This is a genomic window from Marinobacter sp. EhC06, assembly GCF_001650915.1.
GTDB lineage: Bacteria > Pseudomonadota > Gammaproteobacteria > Pseudomonadales > Oleiphilaceae > Marinobacter.
The window spans coordinates 659,304-676,889 of the sequence record NZ_LXYO01000023.1; the positions used below are offsets into that span (position 1 = coordinate 659,304).

At 60.1% G+C, this 17,586-nt stretch carries 14 protein-coding genes; 3 read left to right on the top strand and 11 right to left on the bottom strand.

The features are described from left to right. Positions 1 to 14: 14 nt before the first annotated feature. Entirely contained in the window at positions 15 to 2,522 is a 2,508-nt protein-coding gene (locus A8B84_RS12910; protein ID WP_064229557.1) for an acyl-CoA dehydrogenase, read from the bottom strand. Between the two features lie 222 nt (positions 2,523 to 2,744). Here A8B84_RS12910 and A8B84_RS12915 point away from each other — a divergent pair, with 222 nt between their 5' ends. Further along, a complete protein-coding gene (locus A8B84_RS12915) occupies positions 2,745 to 4,388 on the top strand; it encodes a methyl-accepting chemotaxis protein (protein ID WP_064230097.1) in 1,644 nt (547 codons plus the stop codon). On the opposite strand, the gene A8B84_RS12920 is transcribed toward A8B84_RS12915, so the two are convergent. Together A8B84_RS12920 and A8B84_RS12925 are read right to left on the bottom strand one after the other, a co-directional pair. Next, positions 4,378 to 5,268 carry a prenyltransferase gene (locus tag A8B84_RS12920; protein WP_064229558.1) on the bottom strand — a complete coding sequence of 297 codons (891 nt, stop codon included), beginning with the start codon at positions 5,266 to 5,268 and terminating at the stop codon, positions 4,378 to 4,380. The two genes, A8B84_RS12915 and A8B84_RS12920, sit on opposite strands and share 11 nt — an antisense overlap. A gap of 43 nt (positions 5,269 to 5,311) precedes the next feature. Continuing rightward, positions 5,312 to 6,199, bottom strand: a complete 888-nt coding sequence (locus A8B84_RS12925) for an AEC family transporter (protein WP_064229559.1) — start codon at positions 6,197 to 6,199, stop codon at positions 5,312 to 5,314. Between the two features lie 212 nt (positions 6,200 to 6,411). On the opposite strand from A8B84_RS12925, the gene A8B84_RS12930 reads away from it, so the two are divergent. Further along, on the top strand, positions 6,412 to 7,596 hold the full coding sequence (locus A8B84_RS12930; protein WP_064229560.1) for a MalY/PatB family protein: 1,185 nt from the start codon (positions 6,412 to 6,414) through the stop codon (positions 7,594 to 7,596). Positions 7,597 to 7,614: 18 nt separating this feature from the next. Here A8B84_RS12930 and A8B84_RS12935 read toward each other — a convergent pair whose 3' ends face one another. From A8B84_RS12935 to A8B84_RS12950, 4 genes are all read right to left on the bottom strand, one after another. Then, on the bottom strand, positions 7,615 to 8,163 hold the full coding sequence (locus A8B84_RS12935; protein ID WP_064229561.1) for a carbohydrate-binding protein: 549 nt from the start codon (positions 8,161 to 8,163) through the stop codon (positions 7,615 to 7,617). A gap of 15 nt (positions 8,164 to 8,178) precedes the next feature. Then, positions 8,179 to 9,123: a DMT family transporter gene (locus A8B84_RS12940; RefSeq protein ID WP_064229562.1), complete on the bottom strand. Its 945-nt coding sequence runs from the start codon at positions 9,121 to 9,123 to the stop codon at positions 8,179 to 8,181. A gap of 44 nt (positions 9,124 to 9,167) precedes the next feature. Next, positions 9,168 to 10,559: a succinylglutamate desuccinylase/aspartoacylase family protein gene (locus A8B84_RS12945; protein ID WP_064229563.1), complete on the bottom strand. Its 1,392-nt coding sequence runs from the start codon at positions 10,557 to 10,559 to the stop codon at positions 9,168 to 9,170. A gap of 191 nt (positions 10,560 to 10,750) precedes the next feature. After that, on the bottom strand, positions 10,751 to 12,388 hold the full coding sequence (locus tag A8B84_RS12950; protein WP_064229564.1) for an MBL fold metallo-hydrolase: 1,638 nt from the start codon (positions 12,386 to 12,388) through the stop codon (positions 10,751 to 10,753). 292 nt (positions 12,389 to 12,680) lie between these two features. On the opposite strand from A8B84_RS12950, the gene A8B84_RS12955 reads away from it, so the two are divergent. Then, positions 12,681 to 13,106 carry a thioesterase family protein gene (locus A8B84_RS12955; RefSeq protein WP_008172718.1) on the top strand — a complete coding sequence of 142 codons (426 nt, stop codon included), beginning with the start codon at positions 12,681 to 12,683 and terminating at the stop codon, positions 13,104 to 13,106. Here A8B84_RS12955 and A8B84_RS12960 read toward each other — a convergent pair. The 4 genes from A8B84_RS12960 to A8B84_RS12975 form a co-directional block, all read right to left on the bottom strand. Then, positions 13,092 to 14,429: an MATE family efflux transporter gene (locus A8B84_RS12960; RefSeq protein ID WP_227512816.1), complete on the bottom strand. Its 1,338-nt coding sequence runs from the start codon at positions 14,427 to 14,429 to the stop codon at positions 13,092 to 13,094. The genes A8B84_RS12955 and A8B84_RS12960 overlap by 15 nt on opposite strands. Positions 14,430 to 14,653: 224 nt before the next feature. Continuing rightward, entirely contained in the window at positions 14,654 to 15,151 is a 498-nt protein-coding gene (gene tpx, locus A8B84_RS12965; protein ID WP_064229565.1) for a thiol peroxidase, read from the bottom strand. 70 nt (positions 15,152 to 15,221) lie between these two features. Beyond that, positions 15,222 to 16,442: a Bcr/CflA family multidrug efflux MFS transporter gene (locus A8B84_RS12970; protein WP_064229566.1), complete on the bottom strand. Its 1,221-nt coding sequence runs from the start codon at positions 16,440 to 16,442 to the stop codon at positions 15,222 to 15,224. Between the two features lie 231 nt (positions 16,443 to 16,673). Next, the gene (locus tag A8B84_RS12975) at positions 16,674 to 17,585 is read right to left on the bottom strand and encodes a LysR family transcriptional regulator (RefSeq protein WP_064229567.1); all 912 of its coding nucleotides are present in this window, start codon (positions 17,583 to 17,585) and stop codon (positions 16,674 to 16,676) included. Position 17,586: the final 1 nt, after the last annotated feature.

Below are 17,586 nucleotides of genomic sequence, written 5' to 3' on the forward strand. Positions count from 1 at the left end.
GACCGGCCCGTACCTTATTTCTCATCTCTGGGTGGCCGTTCGACCACTTTGCGCTTGCCCTTGGCGCACCGGGACAGCGCTTTCAGGCCATCGGCATCGAAGGCATCCACGCGAATCACATCGTAAAGCGCTTCCAGTGCTTCCAGCAGTTTGTCGCACTCGTCTGCCTTGACCACGCCCTGGGCACAGGCCCAGTCCACCAGTTCCTTGCGCTGATGGCCCATCAGCAGGTCTATGCCGCCCAGTTCGTCTTCATCGCGGTTACGCATGGCGTCATGCAGTCGGCTGCGCATGTCCGCCGTCTCGTTGGCGAGTTTGTAGGCATTGAGGACACGCCCGAGTGGGTCTTCCGGGTCCATGGTGGTGTAGGCACCGCGACTGATGCGTTGGCGCACCGGGGTGTCTTTGACGATGGATTCCGCGACCTTCGCGCCCAGCTTGTCGTCCGGACCGTTAAGACCGGTGGCACCCAGCGGGAACACCAGCAGGCGCAAGGGCCAGCGCAGGGCCGGTACCGGGAAGTTGATGATTGCCTCGCGCATGGAGCCCTGGAGATCCCGGAGGCAGGTTTTCAGGCACCATTCCACCAGCGGCCGCTGATCATCCGGGTAACCTTCTTCATGCCATTGTTTGATCACGGCGGTGGCGTAATACAGCTGAACCAGGCAGTCGGCCATGCGGCCGGAGAGCCGCTGGCGCGCCTTGAGGCCGCCACCGACTGTTAGCAGGGTGACATCGGTCATCAGGGCGAAAGCCGCGGAGAAGCGGGCCAGTTGACGATAACAGGGTTTGATATCGCCCTGCCGTGGCACAGATTCAATCCAGCCACGGGTCAACCCCAGAAGAAGCGCCCGAAGCGCGTTGCGGGTGGTGTGGGCCAGATGGCGGTAGAAAATGCCGTCGAACTTTTTCGCGGCTTTGTCTTCATCTTCCATACCCGCGGCTTCGATTTCCTCAACAATGAACGGATGGCAGCGGATAGAGCCCTGGCCGAAGATCATCAGGCTGCGGGTGAGGATATTGGCGCCCTCGACGGTGATACCGATGGGCACCGCCTGATAGGCCCGGGCCAGGAAGTTCCGGGGACCGGTGATGACGCCCCGGCCAGCGACCACGTCCATGGCGTGGTTGATGACTTCCCGCATCAGATCGGTGTTGCGGTATTTCAGCACGGCGGATGGCACCGAGGGCCGCACGCCCCGGTCCAGCATGCCGGAGGTCAGCAGCCGGGCTGCGTCCATCATGTAGGTGTAACCGGCGATGGGCTCCAGGGCTTCCTGAACCCCTTCAAACTGGCTGATGGTGCGGCCGAACTGTTCCCGGGTGTAAGCGTAGGAGCCGGTGGCCAGGCTGGCCACCTTGCCGGCACCGGTGCCAAGGGCGGGCAGCGAGATGGAACGGCCAATGGACAGGCATTCCAGCAGCATGGTCCAGCCCTTGCCGAGCATGTCCTGGCCGCCGATGACCTGTTCCATGGGGATGAACACGTCGTTGCCCCAGGTTGGACCGTTCATGAAGACGGTGTTCATGGGCAGGTGGCGGGCACCGGCGTTGACGCCGTCGGTGTCCTTCGGCACCAGCACACAGGTCACGCCGATCTCATCCGAATCGCCCAATAGCTCGTCCGGATCGTAGACCTTGATGGCCAGGCCAATCAGTGTCGCCACCGGTGCGAGCGTGATGTAACGCTTATTCCAGGTGACTTTCAGGCCCAGCACTTCCTTGCCGTTCCACTGACCTTTGCAGACGATACCTTTGTCCGGAATCGCTCCCGCGTCCGAGCCGGCTACCGGGGATGTAAGGGCAAAACAGGGAATCTCGTCGCCGCCGGCGAGTCTGGGCAGATAGTGCTGTTTCTGCTCGTCGGTGCCGTAGTGCATCAGCAACTCGCCGGGGCCGAGGGAGTTGGGCACCATAACGGTGACAGCCGCAGACACGCTGCGGGTGGAAATCTTCATGACGATTTCGGAATGGGCGGTGTTAGAGAACCCCAGGCCACCGTCTTCTTTGGGAATCACCAGCCCGAAAAAGCCGTTCTCACGGATAAACTTCCAGACCTTGTCCGGCAGGTCGTACTGCTCGTGGGTGATTTTCCAGTCGTCGAGCATGGCGCACAGCTTTTCCACCGGGCCGTCCAGGAAAGCCTGTTCCTCGCTGGTGAGGTGGGCCGGTTTGGCGTCCAGCAACTTGTTCCATTTGGGCTTGCCGGAGAAAAGTTCGCCGTCCCAGTCCACCGAGCCGGATTTCAGGGCTTCCGCCTCGGTATCCGAGAGTTTCGGCAGCCGGCTGCGCACCCAGCCAAGCAGGGGGCGGCTGAGCTTGTCGAGGCGCAAGTCGCCGGGAATAACAAGGATTAACGCCAACGCCAGCAGTACACCGCCACAAAGAATGCTGATCAGGTGCCATTCATCCTGGAACAGACCCACAACGGTCGCAATGGACATGACGGCAGCGGCTGTGGTGCCGCCTATACCCAGGTAGATCAGCACCAGGGCACTGATCAGCAGAAGTAGAACACTCATGTGAAGACCTCCGTATCGTGAATGCAATCAGCGAGAAACTGACCTTTACCATCGGTCAAAGCCTGACCAGTTGCAAGAGGCGTGGGGGCGGGATGTAAAGATTGATTGCAGTAATGAAAAGCATTGTCAAAAACCCGCAAGTTTCTCTCCATTGATTGATCCAGACTGCAACTTTCGGAGAACACATAGCTTCATTCAATAAAAAGTACCCGGAGTCTAATGATGTTTAGCCAGCTCACCGTTGCGAAACGCCTTGCCCTTGGCTTTGGTCTGATTCTGTCACTGATGATTGCCATAAGTCTGGTTGGTAATCATCGGGTTGGTTTTATCGACAGGACCCTGACCGACGTGGGTGATGGCGCCGCCGTGAAGCAGCGCTACGCCATTAACTTTCGGGGCAGTGTCCATGACCGGGCAATAGCCATTCGCGATGCAGTACTGGTTGAGAACGACCGGGATCTGCAACGACACCTCGCGGACATTGAGCGTCTGAAGGCTTTTTACCGGGATTCCGCCGGCCCGATGGATACGATGTTCCGGGAAGAAGGCGCTAACAGCCGGGAAAGGGAACTGTTGGCAGCGATCAAAGAGATCGAGCGCAGGGCCCTGACGCTGACCGACGACCTCCTCGAGCTTCGCCTGGCGGGAGAGATCGACCAGGCCCGGGCATTTCTGCTCAGCGATGTCTCTGGCGCCTACTCGGAGTGGCTGAAACGGGTAAATGCCTTTATTGATTACCAGGAAGCGGTGGTTACAGGCGGCGTGGATGAGGTTCGCGAGGCAGCGAGTACATTCAATGCGTTGAACCTGGCCGTCACCGGTCTAGCGGTGGTTCTGGGAGCCCTGGTGGCTCTGGTGATCATTCGCCGATTGAAGAAGATTCTTGGCGGTGAGCCCGAAGACGTTGCCCGGGCCATTCGTCAGCTGGCCGATGGTGAGCTGGACCAGGAACTCCAGACACGGTACCCGGATAGCGTGATGGGCGCGCTGCAGGACACTGTGGAGCGATTGGGCGGCATTATCCGGGAAGTAGGGTCTGCCGCCGAAGAGCTATCCACTTCTTCCTCTGAACTTGAAAGCACTTCGGATAACAACAGCCGACAGATACGTCTCCAGGCGACCGAGGCGGAACAGATGGCCACGGCGGTGAACCAGATGGCCGCCACGGTGAACGAAGTGGCGGGTTTTGCCGCCAGCGCGGCAACCGCCACCCAGAAAGCCGACATCGAAGTGGAGAGCGGCAATCGCGTGGTGCAGGAAACCGCGGCCTCCATCGGGGAGCTGGCAGAAACCCTGGAGCAGGCGACGCAAACCGTGCAGCGCGTGTCCCAGGACAGCGCCAATATCGAAAAGATCATTGAGGTGATCAACGCCATCGCCGAACAGACCAACCTGCTGGCGCTGAATGCTGCGATCGAGGCGGCACGCGCCGGCACCCATGGACGAGGATTCGCTGTAGTGGCCGACGAAGTACGGTCGCTGGCATCGCGGACCCAGGATTCCACCCGGGAAATTCAGGAGATGATTGGAAACCTGCAGGCGGGCGCCGGCCAGGCGACCGAGGTTATGGAAAGCAGTCGGGAGCTCGCCCGTACCACGGTGGACAAGACCAGCGAGGCGGAGGCTGCTCTGGCCCGAATTCGGAATGAGGTGGGCGCCATCAACGACATGAATGCCCAGATCGCCAGTGCCTCGGAAGAGCAGAGTTCCGTTGCAGAAGAAGTTAACCGCAATATCAGCCGCATCCATGATGCCACGGTGGAGACCTCAGCCGGTTCCGAGCAGGTGGCCGGGGCCAGCCGTGATCTGGCCGTGCTGGCCGGTCAGCTGCGTTCCAGGGTCAGTGTGTTCCGGTTTAAAGGCTGAGTCCGCAGATCAGCAGCGCCAGGGTTGCCAGCAGCACCGCGACGTTGATGCCGAGGAGTGTGTTGAGTTGTTCGGGGCGGTTGAGCGCGCCGGGCAGCTTGACGCTTACCCAGATCGCCGCCGGCAGAGGCGCAAACGCGAGAGCGGTCCACAGCGGCAACCAGCCGATCCAGATTGCCGCCTCAAGAATGCCGTAGCTGCCCAGTAACAGCAGCCCCACCAGGCGGGCGGCGGCCGTCTTTCCGAGTGTAATCACCAGGTGTCGGCGCCCGACTTTCCGGTCCGCGTCGGCATCCGGTATCTGATTGATCAGCAGCAACTCACTGACCAGCAGCAGGCCGATGGTGGAAACGGTAAGAGCCGTTGCGTCCAGCCGGGCCCCCAGGGCAATCAGGCTGCCAAGAATCATCACCGGTCCGAATCCCAGCCCCGGAGCCAGCAGGCAAATCACCGGTGAGCGGGTAATCCAGCGGGTATAGGTGAGCACCAGAACTACTCCGGCGGCGCCAAGTACCAGCATGGGCAGACCCCGGAGCCATAGAAAGTAGAGACCAATGGCGACAACCAGTCCCAGGGTGCCAAAGGCGGCCAGCAGGACCTGCCGGGCGGCGGCGGGAACCTCTGGCAAGGCGCCACTGCCGCCGGAGAATGGCGTACGGTGGGTAATCAGATCCAGCCCGGAAACAAAGTCTTCGTACTCATTGAGCAGATTGACGGCGGCATGGGCGAGCAGAGCGCCAATCAGGACCAGCAGGGTATTGAGCAGGGCTGGAGGCTCGCCCTGGTGCCAGGCTACCGCCACGCCAAGGCCGGCACATAGCGGTGCGAGTACCAGGAAATTGGGTCGGGAGGCGCGCACCACCGCAACGGTTTCAGACATCGGGTCCTTCCTCGGCTAACAGAGCGGGTACTGGGGCAGATGCTCAGACGTAGCCGGCGGCAAACACCAGCCCGAGCACAACCGGCATGACCACAAGGCTGCCCAGATTGCTCAATAATACCAGCGAGGCGACCTTGTGTGGCTCCTGCCGATACTGTTCCGCCACCATGTAATTGAGTACGGCCGGCGGCAAGGCCGCGAATACCCATAGCGCCGCTACCTGCATTCCGGGAAGATCGAGAACCGCAATCATCGGCCACGCCAGGATCAGGCCGCTCGCGGGGCAGGCGATGGCGCCCAGCATACCCAGTTTCCAGTCACTGAAATCGATATCAAGCATGCGCACGCCAAGGGCAAAGAGCATCAGCGGGATGCACACACCGCCGAGCATGTTCAGGGTTTCCAGCAGCCACTCCGGCAGGGGCACGCCACCGAGATTGACCGACAGCCCGGCAATACTGGCAAACACGATGGGTAGCTTCAGGCGTTTTACGATGGAGGTATGGGGGTCGAGCATGTACAGCCCCACTGAAAAGTGCAGCAGCATTTCCACTATGAACAACACGATGGCCGCCGGCAGGGCCTCATCACCGAAGGCAAGCACCAGCAGCGGAATGCCCATGTTGCCGGAATTGTTGAACATCATCGGAGGCAGGAAGGTCTTCAGGTTCAGCTTCATAACCCTGGCCAGCGGGTACAGCACAATGCCCGATCCGAGCACAACCACGGTAGCGGCCAGTGCAAGCCTGGCATACTCCTGCAGCGGAGCCTGCTGGTCAGCAAGAACGGCGAAGACCAGCATGGGCACGAACAGTTCCATGTTAAGAACGTTCAGTCCCTGGATGTCGGGCGTCCGGTAGCGGCCATAGAGTGCGCCGCAACCGGCGATCAGAAACACCGGCAACATGGTGGACAGAATCTGGCCAATCATTGAACAGGCTCCAGGGAAATGTTTGGAAGTTTTTATTGGATAAACCGTTAGGTTCGCAAGTATCGCCCTGCTTGGGCAAGTGTTTATCGCCGATGTTCGACCAAAGCCGGATATGAACACGGTGGCGACATCATGAGCCGACGGTTGCGATGACCCTTCGGGCCCACCACAATACCGTTTCCCAATGTTGTTATCTGCCCTGGAGAGCCCCTGTGTCCAGCCCGTTTGATAAACCGGTTTCCCGGGAACACACCTGTTCCGTCAAATTTGATGCCCGCAAGGCGGTTTTTGGCACCGAGGATGTTATCCCGGTCTGGGTGGCCGATATGGATTTCGCGGCACCGGAGGCTGTCACCCGTGCGTTGAAGGAGCGGGCCGAACACCCGGTTTACGGCTATACCCTGTTTCCGGACAGTCTTTACCAGTCGATGATCGACTGGTTTGCCAGTCGCCATGGCTGGGAGATCCGGCGTGAGTGGATACTGATGGCGCCCGGCGTGGTGCCATCGATCAACGCCGCGTGTATGGCCTACGCCGGACCCGGTGAGGGTGTCATCATCCAGCCGCCGGTCTATCCGCCGTTTTTCAGTTCGGTGCGGCACAGTGGCCGGGTGGTGATCGAAAACCCGCTGGTGCCGGAGGATCCTGTCACCGGAGACCCGGGCCACTACCGCATGGATCTTGATCATCTGGAGCAATGCGCTGCCCGCCCGGATGCCCGAATCCTGCTGCTGTGCTCGCCCCATAACCCGGTGGGCCGGGTTTGGTCCGAGGAAGAGCTGAGGGCGGTACTGGATATCGCCCGCAGGCACCAGCTGGTGGTGGTGTCCGACGAGATCCATTGCGACCTGACTTTCCCGGATAAACCGCGCCACGCAATGCTGGCGAACCTGGCCGGTCCTGAAGATGCACTGGTAACGGCGGTGGCACCGAGCAAGAGTTTCAACATGCCCGGCCTCGGCCTGTCAGCCCTGGTGATCCCCGATGCTGACCGGCGCAAGGCAATGAAGGCTGTGTTTGAATCCATGCATCTGCCCCAGTGCAATCCGTTCAGTATTGCCGGGTTTGAGGCCGGCTACCGTCATGGCGGTCCCTGGCTGGACGATCTGATGGCCTATCTGCAGGCGAACCGGGACTATGTGGTGGAAGCTGTTGCTCAGCGCCTGCCCGGCATTCGCGTGTCCGCACCGGAGGGCACCTATCTTATGTGGCTGGATTGCCGCGAACTGGGCCTGGACGATGCGGGCCTGAAACGCTTTTTTGTCCGGGAAGCCCGTGTGGGCATGAACCCCGGACTCTCCTTTGGCGACCCGGGCAGTGGCTTTATGCGCCTGAACATCGGCTGCGCCAGATCGATTCTGGAAGAGGTCATTGGCCGCATCGAAGCGGCTCTCTAGTTAGTTGTCCGTTTCTCGTTACTGTTGGCCTTCCAGGGAACAATGATCCTCCACCAGTTGCCAGCGAGGAGGCTTGTTCATGCCGGGCATATCGCCGTTGGTTGCCCGGATAGCCTCCCAGATCTGGCCGCCGTGGGTGACCAGGCTGCCAACCGTGTAGCTTTTGGAAAAGAGCCATGGATCCGGTCGAACGCACATACCAGAGGCCGTCTCACCCCGCTTGCTTTTACCGGCGGTTTGGTTGGCTCCTGTCGGTGTTCCTTCCGGGTCGCCCTCATTGTTGGCCTGATCAACCTTTTGCTTCCGGCCCTGGCAGTCCGGCACAGAATCCAACTCCTTCCAATCAAACGTAATACCCGGCTCCAGGCCCTCGTGCAATTCGCGGGACTCATACCAACTGCCTTTGTGAAAGACCGCAGCGCCGGCTGGATAATAACGGGTAGGTACCCACTTGGACTCTTCGGGATCACAAGGTTCAGCCGCAACCGGTGCTGATAGGCCAGCGGTCAACAGGACCAGAACCAGGCAAAAGAAGGGGCGAGAATTTTCTGGGATAGATTTAATCATGGGTGTCTCCTTTTGCTAACTGCTCTGGAGTTGGGTAGTGGTACGTTTCCGGGTCTGCGTGGCCAGCACCAGCCCGGCCAGGATCAGCGCCCCGCCTATAACATGAAACAGGCCGAGGGATTCGGCCAGGAAAATGCCTGCAAGAATCGAGGCAAACACAGGTGTCAGGTACATGAAGATGGCCGCCCTGGCCGGGCCAATTTTATGCACACCGTGGTTCCAGAATCCATAGGCCAGGATCCCCGGGAAGATGGCGAAGTACAGCAACGGCATGGCGGTGCTTTTTGATAGCTCAAAGCCGCCGGAGAAGAAAATCAGATCCGTCAGATAGAACGGCAGCACAACCAGCGTGCCCAGAAGAATCTGCGTGGTAAGAAAGGTCAGCGCAGGCAGAGGCACGGCCTGTCGCCGCAATAGCACCGAGAACAGGCCCCAGCTGAATACCGCCGCCACCATGATCAGATCCCCCGGCTGGGCCTGAAGGCTGGTGAGCACCGATAGATCACCGCGGGCAATCACGGTAACGATGCCGGTGATTGCCAGTGCGATCCCGAAGGCCTGGACCGGACGGGTGCGGTCGCCGAGGAGAATCCAGGCCAGCAGTGCCACGAAAATGGGGATGGTGGCGTTGATCAGGGCAATATTGGTAGCGGTGGTTGTGGTCGCCGCCAGGTACAGCAGGGTATTGAACGCCCCCACGCTGAAGGTCGCCAGGGCCAGCATGGAACCGAATCGCTGGCGGATAACCTGGCGGTGGCGCCAGATACCCGGCAGGCCGAAAGGCAGCAGGATGGCCAGGGCGATAACCCAGCGCCAGAACGACATAGAGAGCGGCGGAATGTTCTCTACCGTGCCCCGGGCAACCACCGCGTTACCGGCCCAGAACAGCGGCGTAAGAACCAGACCGATGTAGGCCAGGCCGGGAATACGTGATAAAACTCCGGCGTTCTCGGAAGACACAAAGGCTCCTCTGGGTTGGTGATGCCCGAAAAAAGCCTAGCATACTACTCTCCGGGAACTTCTGCCTCCGTACCAATGTGGTAGGCGGCAAAACCGGCCATCACTACCTGGTCCACGGCCATACCGATAACCCGGCCATCGGTGGTGGACCGGATGGGGTGCTGGGCATTGGTGATCGGATCGGAGACGTAACCGAGAATCTCCCCTTCCGATACGTTTGCTCCCAACTCAATTTCGCTGAACAGGATCCCGCCGTGGTCCGCGCGGATCCAGTCGGAATCGTAGTAGACCGGCTCCGGATCGCCCCACACGAACATTCGGGAGATCATGCCCTGGCGTTCCATCAGGCTGGTGAGGCTGTTCACGCCGGCGCTGATCTGGTGCTGTTGGATACGGTGGGATTCGCCGGCTTCCAGGGTGACGGTGCGAATACCGGCTTCCACAGCGGCCGTGCGCAACATGCCCGCAGAACCGGAGCTGTGAACCACCGCCATGCGGTCAAAGCCCCGGGTGAATTCCGCCACGTCCGGGTTATTCATGTCGGCGCGAAGTTGCGGTAGATTGGTGCGCTTCAGTGAGCCGGTGTGAATGTCCACCAGCATGTCGCACTTGCGAATCACGTTCTCGAACAGTGAATGGGCAATCCGGTCGGCCAGGCTGCCATTGGGGCTGCCTGGGAAATGCCGGTTGAGATCTCGACGATCGGGCAGATAACGACTGCCCTGTTGGAATCCCGGCAGGTTCACAATCGGCACACCCACGACCGTGCCCGACAGTTTCTCCGGGTTCAGGTCATACATGGTCTGGCGGATGATCTCGATGCCGTTCAACTCATCCCCGTGAACAGCACCGGTGAGGCACAGCGTTGGGCCGGCGTTGATACCGTTGACCACCAGAACCGGGGTTGTCTGGGACAGACCGGCAATCTGGATGCCGGGGGTCCAGGCCAGGCGGGTAGACGTGCCCGGCATGACATCGTTGTCGAGCAGGGTGAATACCTTGCCCTCGCGAATTTCGGGTTCGGGTTGCGGCTCAGGTTCGGCCACCGCTTCGGTTGCCATAACCTCGGATTCTGCGGCATCTGCATCGGTATCAGCGGGCGCTGAAACCTGTGCCTCCGGTGGCGGTGCAACCTGCTTCAGATCGATATTCGGGGCCACTTTGCGGGAACCCGCTGAGGGGGTATCGATACCGACTCCGCCCTGTGGGGCTTCCGGCTTACGGGCCTTGTTGTCCTTCCCTTTGGTCTGCAGGGGGGCCGACTGTTCAACGTCTTCGACGCTCTCGTCCTCGGCCAGTTCCGCGATCAGGACTTCGGATTTTTTGCTGGCCTTTGCCGAATCGGTTTCGGCCAGAACAGGCGCCGACAGCCAGGGTATGACCAGGCTTATCAGCAGGATCCGGCGGGACGGTTTTTGAAGCCGCTCAAACAGCATATTTCCTCACGGTTCGTCAGTGTGCGCTCAAGGATAGAGTGCCTCTGGCGGTCATGAATACTGCTGTGACAAAGGTTTAATGCCACTTTCATGAAATCCGGGCAAGTTATAACGAAGACAGTTATACGCCGGAAAAGTGATTAACAATATGGGTGTTTTGCGAAATCCCGTGTGCTTTCGTTACTCCCGCGTTAGCTGTCGTGTACGGCATGCCACAGATCGTCCTCCCGGAACGCCCTGTGCTCGGCCTCCAGCTTCAGCAAATGCGCCAGGGCTGACCGTGCCGCAAGGCCGTGGATGGCGGCCGGAACATCGTCATAGGCTTTTGCGGTAAGAGCTTTCAGATCCGCTGGAGCCAGGGCTTCCAGCGCACGGGCCACCTTGTGCTCACGGGACAGGCGGTGGGTGATGAGGAAATCGATCACCGCTTCGGGATGCCCCATCAGAAAGCCGTGTGCTGGCGCAATGTAGCGAATGGATTCGGCCAGCAAGTCGTAGAGCGACTCGATGTAGGCCTTCATGTCGCCGTCCGGCGGATTAATGACCACCGTTGAGCCCTGCATGATGTGGTCACCGGAGAACAGCAGCTTCTGGTCGACCAGCAGAAAACACAGGTGATTCGAGGCATGGCCCGGGGTATGCAGCACCTTCAGGAGCCCGGCTTCGGTCACAATCAGATCACCGTGCTCCGGTTCATCGTCGGCCCGGAAAGTCTGGTCCTGGCCGGCACCCGGGGGCGCCGGCCAACCGAACACCCGGCAACCGGTGCGCTCTTTCAGGGCCGCTACGGCCGGCGAATGATCCTGGTGCGTGTGGGTCACCAGAACCTGATCAATCACTCCCCCGGTCACCTCCAGAATCCGCTCGATATGGGGCTCGTTGGCGGGGCCGGGGTCAATCACCGTGAAGCGTTCCTGGCCCAGAATGTAGGTGTTGGTCCCGGGCCCGGTCATCATTCCCGGGTTGGGCGCCGTCAGCCGGGTGACCCGGGCCGCAACCTCAACCGGCTCACCGGGAATAATCTCCGCCCGGGTCGAGCCTTCACCCTCCGGATCCAGCTTGGCCACCTCATCATAGGCCGGCGCTCCGGGTTCCAGCGTCACCGGCTTGCCCTTTTTGACCGCTGGCCAGGGCTGGTTGGGGTAGGGCTCGGGAGGATTGGCGTGGGCATAACGCATCAGTGCTTCGGTGGTGTCAAAACCGTTGAGCACCCGCAACGTCCGAATCGTCGGCAAGCCCAGCAACCGTTGGCCCTGCCGATGGTCCTCAAGGGCCTGCTCGGGGCGGATCCAGACATGATCGATGGTTTCGACACCGTCGTGCCCAGCCAATTGACCTTCCGGAGCGGGCGTCACGAAAAACCGGGTATCGAAACGCCGTGGCGGACCTGGTGGCGTAATCCAGTGGCCCAGATAAGCCAGTCGGTCGAGTGGAATCGCCAACCCGTGCTTTTTGCACAGACTGGCCAGCGACAGATCGCCGTCGAACACCGACTTCCGGTCCGCATGGGCCGGATGATCCCCGGATATCGGGTTGCCCTGCTTATCCACCGCAACCAGAACCCCGGACTCCTCAAAACACTCCCGAACCGCCGCCAACATATAGTCCGCGCCGCCCTCATCGACACTCATGGTCTGACTGATCTCGGCGTCTCCGGGCCCGATAATATGGTCCTGGCCGTGAGTCTCGTTTTCCTCGACCCGTCCGCCGGGGAATACGAAATAGCCGGGCATAAACACCGCGTCCCAGGTACGTTGCAGCAGCAGGACTTCAAGGCCGTCGTCCGTATCTCGAACCAGAACCAAGGTGGCAGCAGGGCGAATATCCATAAAACTCCAATCGCAGTTTTTATAATAGAGTGCGCCTACAAAGTACGAACGATGGCGGGGAAAGGCCTTCCAAAACTGACTGTCGCCATGGATGGCGACAGTCAAGCGTCACATGGACGTGCCGCAAGGAGCGTGTTTTGGAAGGCCTTTCTCCGCCGTCGCTACACCGAATCCAAAGGCGCCAAGGGTAAAAGGCAAGATAACCGATCTGACACAAAACGTCCCGAGATGAACACTAAAGTCGAACAGCGTATGATTCGCCCCAAGATCCCCAGTGAAAACAGGAACCCCCGTGGCCCGAATCAAACTCTCCTTCCCGGACGACGTCTTCTGCTTCGAAACCAGAATGCCCGTCAGAATCACCGACATCAACGGCGCCAACCACCTCGGCAACGACGCCCTGATCTCCATGCTCTCAGAAGCCCGGGCCCAGTTCCTGGTCAGTTACGGTATCCAGGAAGCGAGCAAAGACGGCACCGGCATTATCGTTACCGACCTGGCCACCATGTACCAGTCAGAATCCTTCTTCCCGGAAATGCTGCGCTTTGAAGTGGGTCTGATGGACTTCAACAAGTATGGCGGGGATTTCGTGTTCCGGGTCACCAAGGCCGAGAGCGGCCAGCCGGTGGCACTGGCCAAATACGGATTCGTCTTCTTCAACTACCACCGCAAGGAAGTGGTGCCGGTGCCCGAGAGCTTCCGCTCACGCTTTGCCTGAGGCGAGCTCCGCCTTCAAACGCGTCATGCCGGCCCGGTAGAAGCTGTAAGCCATGGCGCCGGCGAACAGATTGCCCACCAGCGCACCACTCATAAGCCCGAAGACGCCGTTGATCTGGCTACCGATCCAGAGCAGGGGCAGGAAGCACAGGAACAGGCGCAGGGTGGACACCAGCAGGGCCCGCATCGCCAGGCCGAGGGCATTGCACACCGACACCATCAGCATACACACGCCCAGACCGCTGTAGCTGAGCGGCACCCGCACCAGATAGCCGGCCAGAACCTCCTGCACATCACTGTCGCTTGAGAACAGCTCCGATACCAAGCCGGAAGCCACCACCCAGGTCAGGCCAATGGCTAGCTGCCAGACCACTACAAACCGGACCGCAAGGCGCACCAGTTTACGGATCTGCTCGATATCCCCGGCACCCAATAACCGGCCAATCATCGGCGGCATCGACATGGTCAGGGCCAGCACCACTACGATGGAGAAAAATTCCAGGCGGGTACCCAGGCCCCAGGCGGCAACGGCGGCGGAGCCAAAGCCGGCGACAAGAGCCGTTGCCAGCATAGCCGAGACAGCGGGCATCAGTTGGCTCACCATGGCCGGGGCCATGATGCCGTTGAGCTGTTTCAGGGCCTTCCAGAGGGCAAGCTCCTGAAGATCGAAACGCACCCATTGGCGTTTCAGGAGTTTCGGGTAGATGACCAGGCAGCCGATACCAAAAGAGGTAATGGTGGCCCAGGCGGCGCCAGGTAGTCCCCAGCCGAAAACAAAGATATAGAGCGGGTCCAGGGCGATGTTGGTCAGGCTCGTGGCCACCATCATGTATCCCGGTAATTTGGTGTCACCGTGGGACCGGCAAACGCTGTAGCCGAAGTACAGGAAGGCTCCGGTCCAGGCGGCCATCAGCCAGGGAACCCAGTACTGCCGGATAAGGGGCAGAAGTGAGTCTTCCGCGCCAAGCGCGGTCATGATGTGCCCCTGCAGAAACCACAGAGCCACGCAGATCACGAAGACGAGGCTGCCGCCAACGGTAATGATCAGTCCGCCCAGCCGGTAAGCGCGCAGTTCATCGCCGGCACCCAGTGTGCGGGAGACGATCGCCGTGGTCGCAATGCCCAGACCCACCTGAAGGCCGATGATCAGTTGCTGCATCGGCAGTGTGAAACCCAGTGCCGCCAGCGGATCCCGGCCAAGCTGACCGACGAAGGCACTGTCGGCCAGCTGGAAGGTCATCAGGGACAACACGCCGAACAGCATGGGCCAGGTCATGCTGTAGAGCTGGCGGGCCAGGGATGGGTTTTGGGTGGTGGTCTGCACGGGGCGTCAGGGGCCTTCGGTTTGGCTTGGAGGCGAGATTCTAACAGGTCTGGCTTTTGGTGTTAGCAAAGGCGCCGGAACGACTTACCAGGAGACGCCGTGAACCCATCCCTGGGAGCTTGGCATTGCCATCCCTGGCAATGCACACTCCTGGTAAGTCGTTCCGACACCTTTGCCCAGACCGTTGGTGGTGTTTCCAACTGCCAGGTTTTGAATTTGAGCGCCTAAAGCGCCTTCAACGCCGCATCATAATCCGGCTCGTCCTTGATCTCACCAACCAGCTGGCTGTGGAGAACCTTGTTGTTCTCATCCAGTACAACCACCGCCCGGGCGCAGAGACCGGCCAGGGGGCCGTCCTGGATGGCGACGCCGTAGTCCTGCTGGAAGCTGTAGTTCCGGAAGGTGGAGAGGGTTTCGACGTTCTTCAGACCTTCGGCACCGCAGAACCGGGCGGCGGCGAAAGGCAGGTCGGCGGAAACGACCAGAACCACGGTGTTGTCGAGGCTGCCGACCTTTTCGTTGAATTTCCGGGTGGAGGCGGCGCAGACGCCGGTGTCGATGCTGGGGATGATGTTCAGGATTTTGCGTTTACCGGCCCAGCTTTCAAGCTTGACCTCTTCCAGGCCGCTGTTGGTGAGGGTAAAGGGAGGCGCGTTGTCTCCGGTCTCGGGAAATTTGCCGCTCAATTCAATGGGATTGCCGTCCAGGTTAACACTGCTCATGGTATTCGCTCCTCGGTGTCTGGTTTAGAGTCTTACGTACTCTGTGTAGACCACTTTGGATGATTTTGCCTTAATTGCCAGTGGCACTTTGTGGTTCGAAACCTTTCGCAGGATAACGCTGAACCAGCAGCAGATTACAGGCCATGGCGAGTGCTGCGCAGGCGGCGATGATCAAGGCCATGACCAGAGAGGTGCCGTCGTGCAGGTGGCCGACCAGCATGCCAGCAACAGCGGCGACGGCCATCTGGGTGAAGCCGAACAGGGCAGAGGCGGAGCCTGCCATGGTGGGGAAGTTAGCCAAGGCGCCGGCCATGGTCTGCGGCAGGACCATCCCGGTGCCGATCATGAACAGGGCCTGGGGCAGAATGACTGCCCAGACGTTGAACAGTTCACTCAGTGCCAGCACGGCCATAAGGCTGCCGCCAGCAACGGCAATGATCAGGCCGCGAACCAGGATCTGGTCCGGCAGCAGCCGACGGCCGAGACGGACGGCGGTCAGATTGCCAACAATGTAGCCGGCCACCATGCAGGCGAAGTACAGACCGAACTGTTCTGTCGGCACGCCCAGGAAATCAATCAGCACGAACGAAGAGCCCGACAGGAAGGCGAACAGGCCGGAGAAGATCAGGGCATTAGTCAGGGTGTAGCCCAGGAAGCTGATGTCTTTCGCAATCGTGCGGTAGTTCCGCAGCAGGCTGCCGATTTTCAGGGACTGGCGATGCTCCGGACGCATGGGCTCGGGAATACCAAAGGCCACCACCACGGCCATCACCAGTGCATAGCCACCCAGGGCGAGGAACACCGAAGCCCAGCCCAGCCTGGCCGTCAGCAGACCACCGATGGTCGGCGCGACCGCAGGCGCCAGGGCCATGATACTGGCCAGGATGGCGAGAATCTTGGCGGCTTCGCGGGGCGTATAGATATCCCGAATGGCCGCCCGACCCAGAACCGGGCCTGCAGAACCGCCAAGGGCCTGCAGGAAACGGCACAGAATCAGTGTTTCGATGTTCGTCGCCAGGGCACAGCCAATACTGGCAATGGCGAAAAGCACGAAACCACCGATCATGATCGGTTTGCGACCAAAACGGTCCGCCAACGGACCGCAAATCAGCTGAGCAATCGCAAAGCCCACCAGATACAGGCTCAGTGTCAGCTGAACCTGATCGGTGCCGGTGCGAAAGTCTGAACCTATTTGTGGCAGTGCCGGCAGATACATATCCGTCGCCAGCGGCCCAAGGGCCACAGCGGCGGCGAGAAGTACCGTTGTCCAGACACTGGTCAAAGTCAGCATGGATTTCCTAATGCGTTATCTCGATGGCCCAACAGGCCGGGTTCGGTAAGGCTTTCCAAAACTGTAGAGGGCCATGGATGGCCCGAAACAAGCGCACATGGAAGTGCTCGTAGCGTGTTTTGGAAAGCCTTACCGGACCCGGCCGATAGGGGAGTGAGAGCAGTCTAGGCCACAGGTCGCTTGAAGATAACGCCAGCAAAGCTCATACAACCTATGAGCAAAACTAATTGATTAACCTTTCAGACCGTTGAGCGTAGCGGCAACGGCATTCACCTGGTTGCGCAGCCACTTGTGGGCGGGGTCGTTCTGATTGCGGCGATGCCACAACATCAGCAGGGTGAAGGGTTTGAAATCAAAGGGCAGCGGAACCCAGGCGAAGTCCCGGAGTAAGTGTTTGCTCATGCCCTCCGGGGCCGTGGCCAGCATGTCGGTGCCGCGGAGGAACTCTGGCAGGCCGGAGAAGTTGGAGACCGTCACCACATTGCGACGAACCAGGCCACGAGTGTCCATGGCGGTTTCCACAGTCGGTTTTTCACCCGTGGCAAACAACAGGGCAATGTGGTCTGCCTTCAGGTATTCCGGCAGATCCGCTGGCGGCTTCCGGTGTTCGGGATCGTAGAACACCACCATACGATCGGCCATCAGGCCCCGCTGCATAATGTCCGTCGCCTCCGGCGCATGTGGAGAAATCACCAGATCACAGACATCCTTTCGCAACAGATCAGCCCGGGGAATGCCGGACGGAATAACCTGGAGACTGATGCCAGGAGCCTCTTTCCGCAACGTGCGCACCAGCCCGGGTAACAGCAGATCCCGCTGGTAGTCATTGGCCGCAATGGTGAACGTGAACTCGGCCGTGGCGGGGCTGAACGGCGGGCCCGAGGACAGCGATTGAAGGTCGTCCAGAATCTGGCGGATATGGGGCCCAGCCTGAAGTGCGTAGCGCGTTGGCACAATGCCGCGCCCGGACTTCACGAACAGAGGGTCTCCCAGGGCCTGGCGCAGGCGTTCCAGGGTGTGACTCACCGCAGACTGGGTAACGCCCAGCCGCAGGGCGGCGCGGGACACGCTGCCTTCATCAAGCACCGCCAGAAAGGTGCTGAGCGCCCGGAAGTCCAGGTTGAATGTATCAATCGGGTTCATG

Excerpts from the sequence above, each read along its gene's own strand:
- A8B84_RS12945 (WP_064229563.1), bottom strand. The coding sequence starts at position 10,559 with ATGCTGTTTGAGCGGCTTCAAAAACCGTCCCGCCGGATCCTGCTGATA.
- A8B84_RS12970 (WP_064229566.1), bottom strand. The coding sequence starts at position 16,442 with ATGCTGACTTTGACCAGTGTCTGGACAACGGTACTTCTCGCCGCCGCT.
- A8B84_RS12975 (WP_064229567.1), bottom strand. The coding sequence starts at position 17,585 with ATGAACCCGATTGATACATTCAACCTGGACTTCCGGGCGCTCAGCACC.
- A8B84_RS12910 (WP_064229557.1), bottom strand. The coding sequence starts at position 2,522 with ATGAGTGTTCTACTTCTGCTGATCAGTGCCCTGGTGCTGATCTACCTG.
- A8B84_RS12935 (WP_064229561.1), bottom strand. The coding sequence starts at position 8,163 with ATGATTAAATCTATCCCAGAAAATTCTCGCCCCTTCTTTTGCCTGGTT.
- A8B84_RS12925 (WP_064229559.1), bottom strand. The coding sequence starts at position 6,199 with ATGATTGGCCAGATTCTGTCCACCATGTTGCCGGTGTTTCTGATCGCC.
- A8B84_RS12950 (WP_064229564.1), bottom strand. The coding sequence starts at position 12,388 with ATGGATATTCGCCCTGCTGCCACCTTGGTTCTGGTTCGAGATACGGAC.
- A8B84_RS12915 (WP_064230097.1), top strand. The coding sequence starts at position 2,745 with ATGTTTAGCCAGCTCACCGTTGCGAAACGCCTTGCCCTTGGCTTTGGT.
- tpx (WP_064229565.1), bottom strand. The coding sequence starts at position 15,151 with ATGAGCAGTGTTAACCTGGACGGCAATCCCATTGAATTGAGCGGCAAA.
- A8B84_RS12920 (WP_064229558.1), bottom strand. The coding sequence starts at position 5,268 with ATGTCTGAAACCGTTGCGGTGGTGCGCGCCTCCCGACCCAATTTCCTG.